Annotated in this window: 11 protein-coding genes; 10 read left to right on the top strand and 1 reads right to left on the bottom strand. The window is 69.6% G+C overall.

Annotated elements, in window-relative coordinates:
- Positions 1-18: 18 nt before the first annotated feature.
- From guaA to tadA, 4 genes are all read left to right on the top strand, one after another.
- Positions 19-1,599, top strand: coding sequence for a glutamine-hydrolyzing GMP synthase (gene guaA / locus ACFWZU_RS07360; protein WP_439700753.1), 1,581 nt, complete (start codon positions 19-21; stop codon positions 1,597-1,599).
- Between the two features lie 121 nt (positions 1,600-1,720).
- Positions 1,721-2,044 carry a GNAT family N-acetyltransferase gene (locus tag ACFWZU_RS07355; protein ID WP_439700752.1) on the top strand — a complete coding sequence of 108 codons (324 nt, stop codon included), beginning with the start codon at positions 1,721-1,723 and terminating at the stop codon, positions 2,042-2,044.
- A gap of 76 nt (positions 2,045-2,120) precedes the next feature.
- Positions 2,121-2,543: an OsmC family protein gene (locus ACFWZU_RS07350; RefSeq protein ID WP_439700751.1), complete on the top strand. Its 423-nt coding sequence runs from the start codon at positions 2,121-2,123 to the stop codon at positions 2,541-2,543.
- 84 nt (positions 2,544-2,627) lie between these two features.
- Positions 2,628-3,116, top strand: a complete 489-nt coding sequence (gene tadA, locus ACFWZU_RS07345) for a tRNA adenosine(34) deaminase TadA (protein ID WP_439700750.1) — start codon at positions 2,628-2,630, stop codon at positions 3,114-3,116.
- 88 nt (positions 3,117-3,204) lie between these two features.
- On the opposite strand, the gene ACFWZU_RS07340 is transcribed toward tadA, so the two are convergent.
- Positions 3,205-4,014: an NAD-dependent protein deacetylase gene (locus ACFWZU_RS07340; protein WP_439700749.1), complete on the bottom strand. Its 810-nt coding sequence runs from the start codon at positions 4,012-4,014 to the stop codon at positions 3,205-3,207.
- Between the two features lie 207 nt (positions 4,015-4,221).
- On the opposite strand from ACFWZU_RS07340, the gene ACFWZU_RS07335 reads away from it, so the two are divergent.
- The 6 genes from ACFWZU_RS07335 to treZ all read left to right on the top strand — a co-directional run bounded on the left by ACFWZU_RS07335 (position 4,222) and on the right by treZ (position 17,564).
- Positions 4,222-4,437 (top strand): DUF3606 domain-containing protein, encoded by a 216-nt coding sequence (locus ACFWZU_RS07335; RefSeq protein WP_439700748.1) that lies wholly within the window; start codon positions 4,222-4,224, stop codon positions 4,435-4,437.
- Positions 4,438-4,547: 110 nt separating this feature from the next.
- The gene (locus ACFWZU_RS07330) at positions 4,548-7,676 is read left to right on the top strand and encodes a maltotransferase domain-containing protein (protein WP_439700747.1); all 3,129 of its coding nucleotides are present in this window, start codon (positions 4,548-4,550) and stop codon (positions 7,674-7,676) included.
- Between the two features lie 199 nt (positions 7,677-7,875).
- Positions 7,876-11,178 (top strand): maltose alpha-D-glucosyltransferase, encoded by a 3,303-nt coding sequence (gene treS / locus ACFWZU_RS07325; RefSeq protein WP_439700746.1) that lies wholly within the window; start codon positions 7,876-7,878, stop codon positions 11,176-11,178.
- The gene (gene glgB / locus ACFWZU_RS07320; RefSeq protein ID WP_439700745.1) at positions 11,175-13,349 is read left to right on the top strand and encodes a 1,4-alpha-glucan branching protein GlgB; all 2,175 of its coding nucleotides are present in this window, start codon (positions 11,175-11,177) and stop codon (positions 13,347-13,349) included. Before treS ends, glgB begins: the two co-directional genes overlap by 4 nt.
- A 337-nt stretch (positions 13,350-13,686) precedes the next feature.
- Positions 13,687-15,798: a glycogen debranching protein GlgX gene (glgX, locus tag ACFWZU_RS07315; RefSeq protein WP_439700744.1), complete on the top strand. Its 2,112-nt coding sequence runs from the start codon at positions 13,687-13,689 to the stop codon at positions 15,796-15,798.
- On the top strand, positions 15,795-17,564 hold the full coding sequence (treZ, locus tag ACFWZU_RS07310; protein WP_439700743.1) for a malto-oligosyltrehalose trehalohydrolase: 1,770 nt from the start codon (positions 15,795-15,797) through the stop codon (positions 17,562-17,564). The genes glgX and treZ overlap by 4 nt, the downstream gene beginning before the upstream one ends.
- Positions 17,565-17,627: the final 63 nt, after the last annotated feature.

The raw sequence follows: 17,627 nt of genomic DNA, 5'->3' as shown, positions 1-17,627 counted from the left end.
CCCACAGAGCCCGGTCCGATGCAGAACATCCATTCCGACAAGATCCTCATCCTCGACTTCGGCGCGCAGTACACCCAGCTGATCGCCCGCCGCGTGCGCGAGCTCGGCGTCTACTGCGAGATCTGGGCGTGGGACCACGATCCGGCCGAGATCGCCCGCTACGCGCCCAAGGGCATCATCCTGTCGGGCGGCCCCGAATCGACCACGTTGCCGGGTGCGCCCAAGGCGCCACAGGCAGTGTTCGACTCGGGCCTGCCGGTGCTGGGCATCTGCTACGGCATGCAGACCCTGGCCGCGCAGCTGGGCGGCGCGACCGAAGCGGCGGACGCCCGCGAGTTCGGCCATGCCCAGGTCGACATCGCGGGCAACAGCCGCCTGTTCGATGGCCTGAGCGATCACGCCGATGCGCACCGCCTGGACGTCTGGATGAGCCACGGGGACCACGTCAGCCAGGCGCCGCCGGGCTTCGCCATCACCGGCGCGACCGACCGCATCCCGGTCGCGGTGATGGAGAACGAGGACAAGCGCTGGTACGGCGTGCAGTTCCATCCGGAAGTCACCCACACGAAGCAGGGCAATGCGCTGCTGAAGCGTTTCGTGGTCGACATCTGCGGCTGCGCCACGCTTTGGACCGCCGACAACATCATCGACGATCAGATCGCCCGCGTGCGCGATAAGGTCGGCAACGATCACGTGCTGCTCGGCCTCTCCGGTGGCGTCGATTCCTCGGTGGTCGCTGCGCTCCTGCACAAGGCGATCGGCGACCAGCTCACCTGCGTCTTCGTCGACACCGGCCTGCTGCGCTTCAAGGAAGGCGACCAGGTGATGGCCACGATGGCCGAGCACATGGGCGTGAAGGTGATCCGCGTCGATGCCGCCGACCGCTACTTCAGGGCGCTCGAAGGCGTGGCCGACCCGGAAGCCAAGCGCAAGATCATCGGCCGCCTGTTCGTGGAGATCTTCGACGAGGAGTCGGCCAGGGTCACCGCCGCCGGCCACGGCCAGGTCAAATGGCTGGCGCAGGGCACCATCTATCCCGACGTGATCGAGTCGGCCGGCAGCAAGACCGGCAAGGCGCACGTCATCAAGAGCCACCACAACGTCGGCGGCCTGCCGGAGGACATGAAGCTCGGCCTGGTCGAGCCGCTGCGTGAGCTGTTCAAGGACGAGGTGCGGCGTATCGGCGTGGCGCTGGGCCTGCCGCGTGAGATGGTCTACCGCCACCCGTTCCCCGGCCCGGGCCTGGGCGTGCGCATCCTGGGCGAGGTCAAGCGCGAGTACGCCGAACTGCTTGCCCGCGCCGATGCGATCTTCATCGACGAGCTGCGCAAGGCGGACCTCTACGACAAGACCAGCCAGGCCTTCGCCGTGTTCCTGCCGGTCAAGTCGGTCGGCGTCGTCGGCGACGCGCGAGCCTACGAATGGGTGATCGCCCTGCGTGCCGTGGAAACCATCGACTTCATGACCGCACACTGGGCGCACCTGCCGTACGAGTTCCTGGGCAAGGTGTCCAACCGCATCATCAACGAGCTGCGCGGCGTCTCGCGCGTCGTCTACGACATCAGCGGCAAGCCGCCGGCGACCATCGAGTGGGAGTGAGGCCGGTGCGCGCCTCGCGCCCGATGACCGGCCCTTCGCGAAGGCTCGTCGCGGTGCTGGCCCGAAGACGCGCGTTCCGCTCCACGGTTGTTCCTGCAAGTCGCCACACACGGTAGCCACGATGAGCCAGATCACGATCACCAAGCAGGATGGTCCGCGCCACGGCCGCTATGTGGCGCAGGCGGCCGGTGTCGATGCCGAAGCCGAGTTGACCTATACCCATCGCGGTCCGGGCCTGGTGAGTGCCGATCACACCGGCGCCCCCGAAAGCCTCCGGGGCACCGGTGCGGCTGCGGCGCTGGTCGACTATCTGGTCGCCGATGCCCGCGGAAACGGATTCCGGATCCTTCCGCTGTGCCCGTACGTCCGCGCCCGCTACGTGAAGCATCCGGAATGGCAGGACGTGATGACGCTGGCGCCCGGTGAGGAGCCAAACGCGGGCTGACGGCGACGACGGGGTGGGCGCCGTGCCGTGCGCCGGCCACCGGCCGTTTTTGCCGCACGATCGAGGAGCAAAACCGATGGTTCGCAAGACCCTGGCCACGGTGGCCGATACCCAGGTCAGTCCGCTCGCGGTGGCCATCGAGGTGTCGGGCCATCACCTGGTCGGCGATGAGCCGGCCACGCAAGGCGGCGCGGACCTGGGGCCCTCGCCCTACGATCTGCTGACGGCGTCCCTGGGCGCCTGCACCGCCATCACCGTGCGCTGGTATGCGCTCAAGATGGGCTGGCCGCTCGAACACGTCCACGTGGAGGTCGAGCACGACAAGAGGGTGATGGCCGCCCGTCCGGAGGTGATCGACGCCTTCCGCAAGCGCGTGACCATTACCGGCCCCGACCTGACGCCCGAGCAGAGGCAGAAGTTGCTCGAGGTGGCCGAGAAGTGCCCGGTCCACAAGACGCTGACCGGCACCATCAGCATCGAGACCTTGCCGGCCGACTGACCGCGGGGGCGAGCGCGGCTCGGCGCGCTCCGCGCAGCGGCTACAATGCCGGCCCCGCCAGCCGAGCCGCCCTTGCGCGTGTCCATGTCCGATTCCCTCACGCCGATTGCCGCCACATTCTCGTCCGAGGACGAAGCCTGCATGCGCCGCGCCCTGCAACTGGCGGCCCACGCGCGCGACGCGGAGAACGAGGTGCCCGTTGGCGCCGTGCTGGTGCACGAGGGGCAGATCGTCGGGCTGGGCTGGAACCGCAACATCACGCTGCACGATCCGACCGCGCACGCCGAGATCATGGCGCTGCGCGCGGCGGGCCAGAAGCTCGCGAACCACCGCATCGTCGGCGCGACGCTATACGTGACGCTGGAACCCTGTTCGATGTGCGCAATGGCCCTCGTGCATGCGCGGATCGGCCGGGTCGTGTACGCGGCGACCGATCCGAAAACCGGCGCAGCCGGCAGCGTGTTCGACACGCTGATCTCCGAGCGGCACAACCATCGCGTGATGGTGCAGGGTGGATTAATGGCCGCCGAGTCGGGCGAGATGTTGCGGGAGTTCTTCCGCTCGCGGCGATAAGGCCCAGGCAAGCGCGGAGGGTGCGCCTCAGTTCACCGTCGCCGCCCCGGGATGGTCGGCTCGAACGCGCCCCACGAGGCCTGCGAGCTCAAGCCAACAGGAATGCCAGCGCCTGGGCGCACGGCTGCTCCACTTTCAGGCTCAACAACGGATCGGCGCGCGTCCTTCCCAGGTTCACCGCCGCCACCGGCTTGCCGGCGCGCGCCGCCGCGTGCACGAAGCGGTAGCCGGAAAACACCATCAGCGACGAGCCGACGACCAGCACGGCATCGGCAGCTTCCAGCGCCGCCATCGCCAGCATCACGCGCTCGCGCGGCACGTTCTCGCCGAAGAACACCACGTCGGGCTTGAGTACGCCGCCGCACGCCGGGCAGGGCGGCACCCGGAAATCGTCGAACTGCGTCGTCTCCAGATCCGCATCGCCATCCGGCGCCTCGGTCGCCTCCAGGCAGGCCCAGCCGGGGTTGAGACGATCGAGCTCCTGCTGGAACACGTCGCGCGGCTGGCGCCAGTCGCAGCCCATGCAGCGCACCTGGTCGAGCCGTCCGTGCAGGTCGACCACCTGGCGCTGGCCGGCGCGGTGGTGCAACCCATCCACGTTCTGCGTGACCAGCAGTTCGAGCCGCCCCTGTGCCTCCAGCCGCTGCAGCGCGTGGTGGGTGCCGTTGGGCCGGGCTCCGCCAAAGTGGCGCCAGCCGACGAGGCTGCGCGCCCAGTAACGCCGGCGCGTGCGCTCCTCGCCCATGAAGGCCTGGTAGGTCACCGGCGGCGTGCGTTTCCAGGCGCCCTCGGTGTCGCGGTAGTCGGGGATGCCGGAGTCCGTGCTGCAACCGGCGCCGGTCAGCACGAACAGGCGCGGATGGGTATCGATGAACCGGGCGAGCGGGGCAGGTTGCATGGCGCCAAGTATGGCGCGAGCTCGTCCCCTGCAGGAGCACAGCTGTGCGCGACCGCGATCGTCGCCCCGCGCGGTCGCCCACAGGTGCGATCCTGCCAAGGATCACGGAACGCTTTACGACTGTCTCATCTTTCCGTGACGGCACCTTCAATGCGCGCCCACCAAGATGCCCGTGCTACCGCAGCACCGCGCGGCCACGGGTGAATCATGAGCCAGTCCGACCGGACCCTGAGCACGATCAACGACAGAGATCCGTTCGCGATGCGGTACTGGTCCAAGCAGCTGCGCATCTCCGAACGCGACCTGCGCGAGGCGATCGCGGTGGTCGGCACCAACACCCAGGCGGTGCGCCAGTACACCAACCGGCCGCAGGCCAGCCATGCGGACAAGCCGCGCGGCGCAAGCCGCCGCCACGGCGACTGATGGCCCGGCGCCAGGGGACAGCGGACGTGCCTGCCCGCCCCGGCACCAGCGGCCAGCGCAAGCGCGGCCCGGCCACGGCCGCGGCAGATCCATCTTCACAGGGAGTCTCCATGCCGGCACACGCCGTGGCGCCGCCTCGCATCTTCAGCCTGCCAGCCGGACCGGACGCCACCAGCGGGCAGACACCCTGGTTCACGCACGCGGCCGACCTCGGCTTCAGCCACGTGCTGGCGCCCGCCAGCGTGCTCGACGAAGGCGCCGGGGCGATCGGCACGCTCGCCCGGCTCTGCAGCAACCACGGCCTGGGGCTGCTGATCGACGTCGACGTAACGCGCCCGCTGCCCGCCGACGCCGCGCTGCGCGCCGAGCACCCGGACTGGTTCCATGCGCTGGCAGACACCACGGTGTTGCCCGACCCGCGCCGCCCGGCCGCCGAAGCCGGCGTGCGCTGGCGGTTCCACGATGACGCCGTGGCGCCCGAAGCGCTTGCCTGGTGGTGCGAACGGTTGCATGGCGCGCTGCAGGCTGGCGCGATGGGTTTCCGGCTGGCATCGCTCGATGCCGCGCCTGTGGCCTGGTGGGCGCACCTCGTCGATGGCCTGCGCGGCCGCGCGCCACAGGCGCTGTTCCTGGGCTGGACCCAGGGACTGGCGCCTGCCGAACTGGCCGCGCTCACCGACGTGGCCTTCGACTACGCCTTCTGCTCGGCCGAATGGTGGGATTTCCGCGCCGGCTGGCTGGGTCGCGAATTGCGCCGTGTGGCCGAGGTGGCGACGCCGCTCGCCTGCGCTGGCGCACCGTTCGACGACCCGGAGGCCGACCCGCGTTTCGGCCAACAAGAGCTGGCCGAGCGCCACCGCCGCCGCGCGGTCTGGTTCGCCGCAGCCTGCGCGGGCGGCTGGTTGATGCCCGCCGGCTTCGCGCGCGACGAATCGCAGGCGCTGGACATCACCGGTGACGTACGCGCCATCAACGATTGGCTGCGTGGCCTCGGCGCGCAGGCGCGTGAACCGGCGGCGATCCACATCGACGATGCCTGGGTCGGTGTGCTGCGCCGGCAGGGCGAGCGCGCCTGGCTGTCCCTCTTCAACGCACGGCTCGATACCGGCACGCCGGTGGACCTGGGGGCGATCGCCGGCGGTGCAGCCAGCCACTTCGCGGACTGGAGCGCACCGGACGGCGCACCCGTCATCGAGCCGATCACCCTCGGTCCGGGTCAGACGCAGGTACTCGAAGGCACGCGCACCCGGCCGGTCGCCACGCGCACGGGCGTGGCGGCCGCGAAACAGGCGCTGACCGCGGCCACGCAGGCGCCGCGCGTCGCCATCGAGGCCGTGACACCTTGCGTGGACGATGGCCGCTTCGCGGTCAAGCGCGTGGTCGGCGACGTGGTGACGGTGGAGGCCGACGTCTTCATGGACGGCCACGACAAACTCGCCGTGGCGCTGCGCTGGCGCGCGCTGGACGAGAAGCAGTGGCACGAGCTGCGCATGGAGCCGCTTGGCAACGACCGCTACCGCGGCCAATTCACGCCCACCCGCATGGGCCGCCACGAATACACGGTGCAGGCGTGGCGCGACGCCTACGCGAGCTACCGGCACGAGATCGTCGTCAAGCACGATGCCGGCGTGCCGATCGCGCTGGAAATGCGCGAAGGCCAGCACCTGGTCGAACAGACCGCCGCCGGCACCGCGCCGGCCAGGCGCAAGCCCCTGCGTGCGCTGGCCGCGGCGCTGGCCAAGGCCGAGGACGACGAGGCGCGCTATCGATTGCTGATCGCCGAGGACACCGCCCGGGCCATGGCCGAGGGCGACCTGCGCGCGTTTGCCGTCGAGCATCCCCCGCTGCGGCTGGAGGTCGACCGCCGCGCGGCGCAGTTCGCCAGCTGGTACGAACTGTTCCCGCGCTCGATCACCGACAGCCCCGACCGCCACGGCACCTTCCGCGACGTGATCGGACGCCTTCCCGCGATCCAGGCAATGGGCTTCGACGTGCTCTACTTCCCGCCGATCCATCCGATCGGCCGCGCCTTCCGCAAGGGCCGCAACAACACCCTCACGCCCGGCGAGCACGATCCAGGCAGCCCGTACGCCATCGGCTCGGCGGAGGGCGGCCATACGGACATCCACCCGGAGCTCGGCACGATCGAGGACTTCCGCGCGCTGCGCGATGCGGCGCATGCCCACGGCCTGGAACTCGCGCTCGACTTCGCCATCCAGTGCTCGCCCGACCATCCGTGGCTGGCCGAGCATCCCGAGTGGTTCGACTGGCGACCGGACGGCAGCCTGCGCTACGCCGAGAACCCGCCGAAGAAGTACCAGGACATCGTCAACGTCGACTTCTACGAGGAAGGCGCGATCCCGTCGCTGTGGCAGGCACTGTGCGACGTGGTGCTGTACTGGGCGGGCGAGGGCGTGCGCATCTTCCGCGTGGACAACCCGCACACCAAGCCGTTTCCGTTCTGGGAATGGATGATCGGCCGCGTGCGCAGCGAATACCCCGACGCGCTGTTCCTCTCCGAAGCCTTCACCCGGCCCAAACCGATGTACCGGCTGGCCAAGCTGGGCTTCAACCAGTCCTACACGTACTTCACCTGGCGGCATACGAAGCAGGAGTTCACCGACTACCTCACCGAGCTGACCCAGGGACCGCCGCGGGATTTCTTCCGACCGAACTTCTTCGTCAACACGCCGGACATCAACCCGTATTTCCTGCAGCACTCCGGCCGCAGCGGATTCCTCATCCGCGCCGCGCTGGCCACCACGCTCTCCGGCCTGTGGGGGATGTACTCGGGCTTCGAGCTGTGCGAATCGTTGCCGATTCCGGGCAAGGAGGAGTTCCTCGATTCGGAAAAATACGAGATCAAGCCGCGCGACTGGGAAGCACCCGGCAACATCATCGCCGAGATCACCCAGCTCAACGCCATCCGCCGCGAGCAGCCGGCCTTGCAGAGCCATCTGGGCGTGCGCTTCCTGCGCGCGGACAACGATCAGGTGCTGTTCTTCGAGAAGACGGCGCCGGGCGGCCGCGACCGCGTGCTGGTGGCGATCAACCTCGATCCGCACCACGCGCAGTCGACCGGCCTGCACCTGCCGCTGGCCGACTGGGGCGTGGGCGAAGACACGCCGCTGACGGTCGAGGACCTGCTGCACGACGCCACGCTGACCTGGCACGGCGGCCGGCAGCAGGTCTGGCTGGGGCAGGGCATGCCCTATGCGATCTGGCGGGTGGAGGCATGAGCGCCCGCCATTCCGCCAAGGTCTTCCATGCGTTGCACGCCCCCTGTAGGAGCGCGCTTGGGCGCGACCGTCATGCCACCCCCGTGCCCCGCGGTCGCGCCCAAGGGCGCTCCTACAGGGGGAGAGGGCAGCCTCGGGACGCGTCGATGCCCGCACGCGGGTGCGCGGCCCCATGGCAGCGAAATGCAAGGAGTTCCGCATGAGCGCCCATCCCCGGACTCCCAAGCGAAGCTTCACCAGCGATCCGCTCTGGTACAAGGACGCGATCATCTACCAGGTGCACGTCAAGTCGTTCTTCGATTCCAACGACGACGGCGTCGGCGATTTCCAGGGCCTGATCGACAAGCTCGACTACATCGCCGAACTGGGCGTCAACACGCTCTGGCTGCTGCCGTTCTACCCCAGCCCGCGCCGCGACGACGGCTACGACATCTCCGAGTACAAGGACGTCCATCCGGACTATGGGCGACTCGCCGACGCCAAGCGCTTCATCGCCGCAGCGCACGCGCGCGGCCTGCGCGTCATCACCGAGCTGGTGATCAACCACACGTCCGACCAGCACCCGTGGTTCCAGCGCGCCCGCCTGGCCAAGCCCGGTTCGGCCGCGCGCAACTTCTACGTGTGGTCGGACACCGACCAGGCCTACCCGGGCACGCGCATCATCTTCCTCGACACCGAGAAATCGAACTGGACCTGGGACGCGGTCGCCGGCCAGTACTTCTGGCACCGCTTCTTCTCGCACCAGCCGGATCTCAACTTCGACAACCCCGCCGTGATCAAGGCGGTGCTCGGCGTGATGCGCTTCTGGCTCGACATGGGCGTCGATGGCCTGCGGCTGGACGCGGTGCCTTACCTGATCGAGCGCGAGGGCACCAACAACGAGAACCTGCCCGAGACGCACGACATCCTCAAGCTGATCCGCAAGGAGATCGACGAGCACTATCCCGATCGCATGCTGCTGGCCGAGGCGAACCAGTGGCCGGAGGACACCCAGGACTACTTCGGCGATGGCGACGAATGCCACATGGCATTCCACTTCCCGCTGATGCCGCGCATGTACATGGCGATCGCGCGCGAGGACCGCTTCCCGATCACCGACATCATGCGCCAGACCCCGGCCATTCCCGACAACTGCCAGTGGGCGATCTTCCTGCGCAACCACGACGAGCTGACGCTCGAGATGGTGACCGATGCCGAGCGCGATTACCTGTGGGAGACCTACGCCGCCGACCGTCGCGCGCGCATCAACCTCGGCATACGCCGCCGCCTCTCGCCGCTGCTGGAGCGCGACCGCCGCCGCATCGAGCTGATGAACTCGCTGGTGATCACCATGCCCGGCACGCCGGTGCTGTACTACGGCGACGAGCTGGGCATGGGCGACAACATCCACCTGGGCGACCGCGACGGCGTGCGCACGCCGATGCAGTGGTCGATGGACCGCAACGGCGGCTTCTCCAAGGCGGACCCGGCCAAGCTGGTGCTGCCGCCGATCATGGACCCGCTCTATGGCTACCAGGCGGTCAACGCCGAGGCACAGGCGCGCGACCCGCACTCGCTGCTCAACTGGACCCGTCGCGTGCTGGCGGTGCGCAAGCGCTACAAGGCATTCGGCCGGGGCAGCATCAAGTTCCTCTATCCGGGCAACCGCAAGATCCTGGCCTACCTGCGCGAGTACGAGGACGAGCAGGTGCTGTGTGTGGCCAACATGTCGCGCACGCTGCAGGCGGTCGAGCTGGACCTGGGCTCCTTCGACGGTCGCGTGCCGGTGGAGATCCTCGGCGGTACGCCGTTCCCGCCGATCGGCCGGCTGCCCTACCTGCTGACGCTGCCGCCGTTCGGCTTCTACGCCTTCCAGCTTTGCGCCAATGCGCAGATGCCGTCGTGGCACCAGCCGCCGGCCGAGCCCATGCCGGAATACGAAACACTGGTGCTGCGCGGCCCGCTGGTGGAAGGCCCGGTCATGGCGCACCATCGCGGCGTGGTCGAGCGCGACGTGCTGCCGACCTACCTCGGCCGGCGCCGCTGGTTCGGTGCCAAGGACCGCGGCATCGCATCGATCAGCATGATGTACGGCCAGCCCTGGCCGGATCGCGGCGAGGACCTGGTGATCACCGAAATCATCGCCACGCTCGACGATGGCGGCATCGAGCGCTACTGCCTGCCGCTGGGCATCATCTGGGAGGACGAGAACCCGCCGGCCCGCGCACAGCAGCTGGCGTTGGCCCGGGTGCGCCGCGGGCGCCGCGTGGGCTACCTCACCGACGGTTTCGTGCTCGATGCGTTCATCTCCGGCCTGCTGCGGGGCCTGCGCCAGCGGCTGGAGATGCCGCTCAAGCGAGGCGGGGCGATCCGCTTCACCGCAACCCCGGCCTTCGACGCGCTCGACTTCCCGCCCGACGCCGAGAACCGCTGGCTGTCGGCCGAGCAATCGAACAGCTCCGTGATCGTGCACGAGCGCGGCATGCTCAAGCTCTACCGGCACATCGCGCACGGCATCAACCCCGAGCTGGAGATGGGCCGCCACCTGACCCGCGTCGGCTACGCCAACACGCCGCCATTGCTGGGCGAGGTGCTGCACGTGGGTGCCGACGGCATTCCCTCGGCACTGGCCGTGCTGCAGGGCTTCGTGCGCAACCAGGGCGACGCCTGGCGCTGGACGCTCGATTACCTGCAACGCACCTGGGACGAGTTCAGCCACGCCGAGGACGACGCAGCACGCGCGGAGATCCTGGCCGACTACGACAACTTCGCTGCGGCCGTCGGCACGCGCCTGGGCGAACTGCATGCCGTCCTCGCGCAGCCGAGCGAGGACGACGCCTTCCGGCCCGAAACCGCCGACGCCTCCCATCTGGACGGCTGGGCGGCCGACGCGCGTGCGCAACTGCAGCGTGCGCTGGAAGCCCTGGAGGGCCTCGACCCCGAGGACGGCGCCCTGCGTGCACAGCGCGAGCGCCTGTTCGAACGGCGCGAGGCGCTGTGCCGGCGCATCGATGCGCTGGCACGGCACGGCGAAGGCGCGCTGCGCACGCGCGTGCACGGCGACTTCCACCTGGGCCAGGTGCTGGTGGTGCAGGGCGACGCCTGGCTGATCGACTTCGAAGGCGAGCCGGCGCGTCCGCTCGAGGAGCGGCGCATCAAGACCACGCCGCTGCGCGACGTCGCCGGCTTCCTGCGCTCGCTGGACTACGTCGCGGCCGTCGCGCAGCGTGGCGAGGAGGGCATGGCGCCGATCGAGGATCCGCTGTTCGCGCCGTTCCTGGAGCGCTTCCGCCTGCGCGCTTCCGAAGTGTTCCTGGCTGCCTATGTCGCGGTCCTCGAGCGCGCGCCGGTGCGCTGGATCGACGCCGACGCGCTGGCGCCGATGCTTGAACTGTTCCTGCTCGACAAGGCCGCCTACGAGATCGCCTACGAAGCGGCCAATCGGCCGGGCTGGCTCGGCGTGCCGTTGCAGGGACTGCTGCGGTTGACCGACGAGGCCGCCATTGGCGGGGCGGGCACGTGAGCCGCTGGCGTCCCGATCCCGGTGCCGTCGACGCGCTGCTGCAGGCGCGCCATGCCGATCCGTTCGCGGTACTCGGACCGCATCAGGTCGATGGCCAGCGCGTGGTGCGCACGCTGCAGCCGGGCGCGCACGGTGTCGAGGCGATCGACCGCCAGGGCCAGGTCCTTGGCCCGCTCGAACCCGTGGCCGATGGTCTGTTCGCCGGCCCGGTGCCGGGCGAGGGCGGCTATCGCCTGCGCGTGCACTGGCCGACGGCGGCGCAGGAGCTGGACGATCCCTACGCCTTCGGCACCCTGCTCGATGACCACGACCTGGACCTGCTCGCACAGGGCCAGCACCCGGAGCTCTGGCGTCAGCTCGGTGCGCACCCGGTCGAGCGTGATGGCGTGCCGGGCGTACGCTTTGCCGTATGGGCGCCGAACGCGCGGCGGGTCAGCGTGGTCGGCGACTTCAACCAGTGGGACGGGCGCCGCCACCCGATGCGCGTGCGCCTGCCGCACGGGGTGTGGGAGCTGTTCGTGCCGGGCCTGCGCGCCGGCGCGCGCTACAAGTACGAGATCCTCGGCGCCGACTTCTCGGTGCAGCAGAAGGCCGACCCGGTAGCGCTGGCGACCGAGCCGCCGCCGGCGACCGCCTCGGTGGTCGCCCCCGATGCGCCGTTCCGCTGGACCGACCACGCCTGGATGGCCGAACGCGCCATGCGCCAGCGGCTCGATGCGCCGCTGTCGATCTACGAGCTGCACGCCGGTTCCTGGTGGCGCGACGAGCAGGGCGAATCCCCCGGCTGGGACGGCCTGGCCGAACGCCTGATTCCCTACCTGGTCGGCATGGGCTTCACCCACCTCGAGCTGTTGCCGGTCGCCGAGCACCCGTTCGGCGGCTCATGGGGCTACCAGCCGCTGGGCCAGTACGCACCCACCGCGCGCTTCGGCCCGCCGGAGGCGTTCGCGCGTTTCGTCGACCGCTGCCACGAGGCGGGGCTGGGCGTGATCGTCGACTGGGTGCCCGCGCACTTTCCCACCGACGCGCACGGCCTGGCGCGCTTCGACGGCACCGCGCTGTACGAACACGCCGACCCGCGCGAGGGTTTCCACCAGGACTGGAACACGCTCATCTACAACCTGGGCCGCAACGAGGTGTCCGGCTTCCTGATCGGCAGCGCACTGGCCTGGGTCGAGCGCTTCCACATCGACGGCCTGCGCGTGGACGCGGTCGCCTCGATGCTCTATCGCGACTACAGCCGCAAGCACGGCGAATGGGTGCCCAATATCCACGGCGGGCGCGAGAACCTCGAATCGATCGCCTTCCTCAAGCGCTTCAACACGGTCGTGCACCAGCGGCATCCGGGTGTGCTCACCATCGCCGAGGAATCGACCGCCTGGCCCGGAGTCACGCGCGCGCCCACCGACGGCGGCCTGGGCTTCGACTACAAGTGGAACATGGGCTGGATGCACGACACGCTCGAGTACATGTCGCGCGATCCGATCCATCGGCGCTGGCACCACCACGAGATGACGTTCTCGATGGTGTACGCGTATTCGGAGCATTACGTGCTGCCGCTCTCGCACGACGAGGTCGTGCACGGCAAGCGGTCGTTGCTCGGCCGCATGCCGGGCGACGACTGGCAGCGCTTCGCCAACCTGCGTGCCTACTACGGCTTCATGTGGGCCCATCCGGGCAAGAAGCTGCTGTTCGCCGGCGGCGAACTGGCGCAGCCGACCGAGTGGAACCATGACGCGCAGCTGCCGTGGCACCTGCTGGACGATCCGCGCCACCGGGGCGTGCAGCAACTGCTGCGCGACCTCAACCATCTGCTCGCGCGCGAGCCGGCACTGCACGCGTGGGACGGCGATCCACGCGGCTTCCGCTGGGCCATCGGCGACGACGCGGGCAACAGCGTGTTCGCCTGGCTGCGCTTCGCTGAGGGCGCGCGCCCGGCACTGGTGGTGAGCAACCTCACGCCGACGCCGCTGCATGACTACCGCATCGGCGTGCCGCGCGAAGGCCGCTGGGAGCTGGCGATCAACAGCGACGATGCCCGCTACGGCGGCTCCGGCGTGGGGCAGGACGAGGCGCAGGCGGAGCCGGTGCCGGTCCATGGGCAATCGCACTCGCTGGCGCTGTCGCTGCCGCCGCTGGCTACGCTGATCTATCTGGCGGATCGGGCATGAGCGTAGGGTTTGCCTGCGGCGTGGGGTATCGCGCTCCGTCCACCCCCATCCGCCTGTCGGCGCCTTCCCCCGTGGAACGGGGGAAGGCTCACTACCGGGCCTCCCCAAAGCCGATCCTTCCCCCGCCCGCGGGGGAAGGTGCCCGAAGGGCGGATGGGGGAAGCCTTGCCTCAGCCCGGCCCCCCACTCCCCAAATGCGTACCGGCGAACGGGCCCAAGGCCGGATCTCACCACAACCGGTCCTTCCCCCGCCTGCGGGGGAAGGTGCCCGAAGGGCGGATGGGGGAAGCCTTGCCCCAGCCCGGCACACCCGTGCCCACACGAAGCGGAACATCTGATGCCCACGCTCCCCGAACGCATGCAACCGGGCTCGCCGTATCCGCTGGGCGCGCACTGCGACGGCATCGGCACCAACTTCGCCGTGTTCTCGGCCCACGCCGAGCGCATCGAGCTGTGCCTGTTCGATCCTTCCGGTCGCCGCGAGATCGCACGCTACGAACTGCCCGAGTGCACCGACGAGATCTGGCACGGCTACCTGCCGCGCCTGCGCGGCGGGCAGCTCTACGGGTACCGCGCCTACGGCCCCTACGAACCGGAGCAGGGCCATCGCTTCAACCCCAACAAGCTGCTGCTCGACCCGTACGCCCGCCTGCTCGCCGGCCAATTGCGCTGGTCGGATGTACTGCACGGCTACCGCGTGTCCTCGCCGCGGGCGGACCTCTCCTTCGACCGCCGCGACAGCGCCGCGGCCATGCCCAAGGCGGTGGTGGTCGACGAGCCGATGCACTGGGAAGGTCGCACGCAACGCCCGCGCACGCCGTGGTCGAAGACCATCGTCTACGAGGCGCACGTCAAGGGCATGACCCGCACGCTCAAGCGTATCCGGCCGCACGAGCGGGGCACCTTCCTCGCGCTGGCCGACCCCTACGTGATCGACCACCTGGTGCACCTGGGCATCACGGCGATCGAGCTGCTGCCGATCCATGCCTTCGTGCAGGACCGCCGCCTCACCGAGATGAAGCTGCGCAACTATTGGGGCTACAACACGCTGGCGTTCTTCGCCCCGGAACCGTCGTACCTGGCCGAAGGCGCGCTCAACGAGATCCGCGCCGCCGTGCAGGCGCTGCATGCGGCGGGCATCGAGGTGATCCTCGACGTGGTCTACAACCACACGGGCGAGGGCAGCGAACTGGGTCCCACGCTCAGCTTCCGCGGCCTGGACAACGCCAGCTATTACCGCCTGCTGCCCGACAATCCGCGCCACTGCATCAACGACACCGGCACCGGCAACACCGTCAACACCTCGCACCCGCGTGTGCTGCAACTGGTGATGGATTCGCTGCGCTACTGGGTGCAGACCTTCCATATCGACGGCTTCCGCTTCGACCTGGGCGTAACCCTGGGCCGCGAGGCGAACGGCTTCGATCCGAACTGCGGCCTGTTCGACGCCATGCGCCAGGACCCGGTGCTCAACGGCGTCAAGCTGATCTCCGAGCCGTGGGACGTGGGTCCCGGCGGTTACCAGCTCGGCAACCATCCGCCCGGCTTTGCCGAATGGAACGGCAAGTTCCGCGACGACGTGCGCCGCTTCTGGAAAGGCGACGCCGGCCTGCGCGGTGCGCTGGCCGGGCGGCTGCAGGGCTCGGCCGACCTGTTCGACCACCAGCACCGCCGGCCGTGGGCCTCGGTCAATTTCATCACCGCGCACGACGGCTACACCCTGCAGGACCTGGTCAGCTACGAGCAGAAGCACAACGAGGCCAACGGCGAAGAAAACCGCGACGGCGCCAACGACAACGAAAGCAACAACCACGGTGCCGAAGGACCCACCGACGACCCCGCCATCCTCGATGCACGCGGCCGCGCCAAGCGCGCCATGCTGGCGACGCTGCTGTTTTCGCACGGCACGCCGATGCTGCTTGGCGGCGACGAGTTTGACCGCAGCCAGGGGGGTAACAACAACGCCTACTGCCAGGACAACGAGATCTCGTGGTTCGACTGGAAGCTGGCGCAAGCGGATGGCGGCCACGCGCTGACCGACTTCGTCGCCCGCCTGATCCGCCTGCGCGAGCAGCATCCGACCCTGCGCGCGGACAGCTTCATGCACGGCGGCCCCGACCTGCTGCCCGGCCTGGCGCCGGTGTCCTGGTACAACGAGCGGGGCAGCGCGATGAAGCAGAGCGACTGGAACGACGCGCAGGGCCGCCTGCTGATGCTGCGTCGCGCGCTGGCCAAGGGGCGACGCCACATCGACGTGACCCTGCTGCTGGTCAACGGCACCGGCGAACCCCACGCCTTCGAGCTGCCCGAACCGAAGTTGCCCTGGCGGCTGCGCATCGACACCGGTAACCCCGAGGCCCCCGAGCGCAACGTCGAGGAAACCACGATCGAACTGAAGGGCCTGAGCGTCATGCTGCTTTCGGCCGCGCCGCGGCAGGACGGTGCATGAGCGGGCGCTTCCGCCACGCCATGCCTTACGGCGCCGAACTGCAAGGCGATGGACGCACGCGCTTCCGGCTGTGGGCGCCTGACGTCGTGCAGGTGCAACTGGAGCTCGGGCAGGGCGGAACGCAGCCGATGCGCACGCTGGACGACGGCTGGCACGAGTGCCGTGCGGAGGCGCCGCCCGGCACCCGCTATCGCTTCCACGTCGGCGAGGATCTGCGCGTGCCCGACCCGGCCTCGCGGCTGCAGCAGGGCGGCGACGTGCACGGCGCCAGCGTCGTGGTGGACCCCGTGGCATTCGAATGGCAGCACGGCGACTGGCGCGGGCGGCCATGGCACGAGGCGGTGATCTACGAGCTGCACGTGGGCGCCTGCGGCGGCTTCCGCGGCGTGCAGGCCATGCTGCCGCGCCTGCACGCGCTCGGCGTCACCGCGATCGAACTGATGCCGATCGCGCAGTTTCCCGGCGAGCGGAACTGGGGCTACGACGGCGTGCTGCCGTTCGCCCCGGCGGCCGCCTACGGCACGCCCGACGAGCTCAAGGCGCTGGTCGACGCGGCGCACGGGCTGGGGCTGATGATGATCCTGGACGTGGTCTACAACCACTTCGGTCCGGACGGGAATTACCTGGGCGCCTACGCCTCGCCGTTCTTCCGCAAGGACGGCCCCTCGACGCCGTGGGGTGCCGCGATCGACGTGGCACAGCCGCCGGTGGGCGACTTCTTCGTGCACAACGCGCTCTACTGGCTGGAGGAATACCGCTTCGACGGCCTGCGCCTGGACGCGGTGCATGCGCTGCACAACCCGGCCTGGCTGCTCTCGCTGGTCGCCCGCGTGCGGGCCGCGATGGACGGGCGGCAGGTGCACCTGATCCTGGAGAACGAGGCCAACCAGGCGCACCTGCTCGGGCCGCACCGCTTCGACGCGCAGTGGAACGACGATTTCCATAACGCGCTGCACGTGATGCTCACCGGCGAGCGCGCCGGGTACTACGGCGCCTATGCCGACGACCCCACGGGCAGGCTGGTGCGGTGCCTAGGCGAGGGATTTGCCTGGCAGGGCGAGCCGATGCGCGGCAAGCCCCGCGGCGAACCGAGCGGCCACCTGGGCCCGTCGTGCTTCGTCGAATTCCTGCAGAACCACGACCAGGTCGGCAACCGCGCCCTGGGCGAACGGCTCGCCGAACTGGTCGAGCCGAAGCTCCTGGAGGCCGCGCTCGCCTTGCTGCTGCTTACCCCTTCCGTGCCGATGCTGTTCATGGGCGAGGAATGGGGCAGCCGCCGGCCGTTCCTGTTCTTCACCGACCACCAGACCGAGGAGCTGCGCACGGCCGTGCGCGAGGGGCGGCGGAAGGAGTTCGCCGACTTCGAAAGCCACGGCAAGGGCGACGTGCCCGATCCGAATGCACCGGCCACCTTCGAACGATCCACGCTGGACACCTCCGAAGCAGGCAGCGCAGAAGGCCTCGCGCGGCTCACTCTGGTCCGCCTGCTGCTGGCGCAACGGCGGCAGTACCTGATGCCACGCCTGGAGCAGGCACGACCGTTGGGCGCACAGGCCCTCGGCGAGCGCGCGCTGCAGGCGCGCTGGCAGCTGGGCGACGCCTGCCTCAAGGTCTACTGCAACCTGGGCGAGGGTGCAGCCGACGTCGACGCCAAGCCGACACCCGATGCGCGATGGTTGCACGGCGAGGCGTCGGCGATCGCCGCCCTGGCCGAAGGCCGCCTCGATCCCGCCTGCACCCTGGTCTGCCTGGAACCTTCGGCATGAGTTTCACCCTCATCCCCCACGCCCCTGCAGGAGCGCACCCCGTGCGCGACCGCGTGGCCAGCA

It is taken from the genome of Frateuria sp. GZRR33 (genome assembly GCF_051900425.1).
Lineage (GTDB): Bacteria > Pseudomonadota > Gammaproteobacteria > Xanthomonadales > Rhodanobacteraceae > Frateuria_A.
The sequence above is the reverse complement of the archived record's forward strand: the minus strand, read 5'-3'. Positions and strand labels throughout refer to the sequence as shown.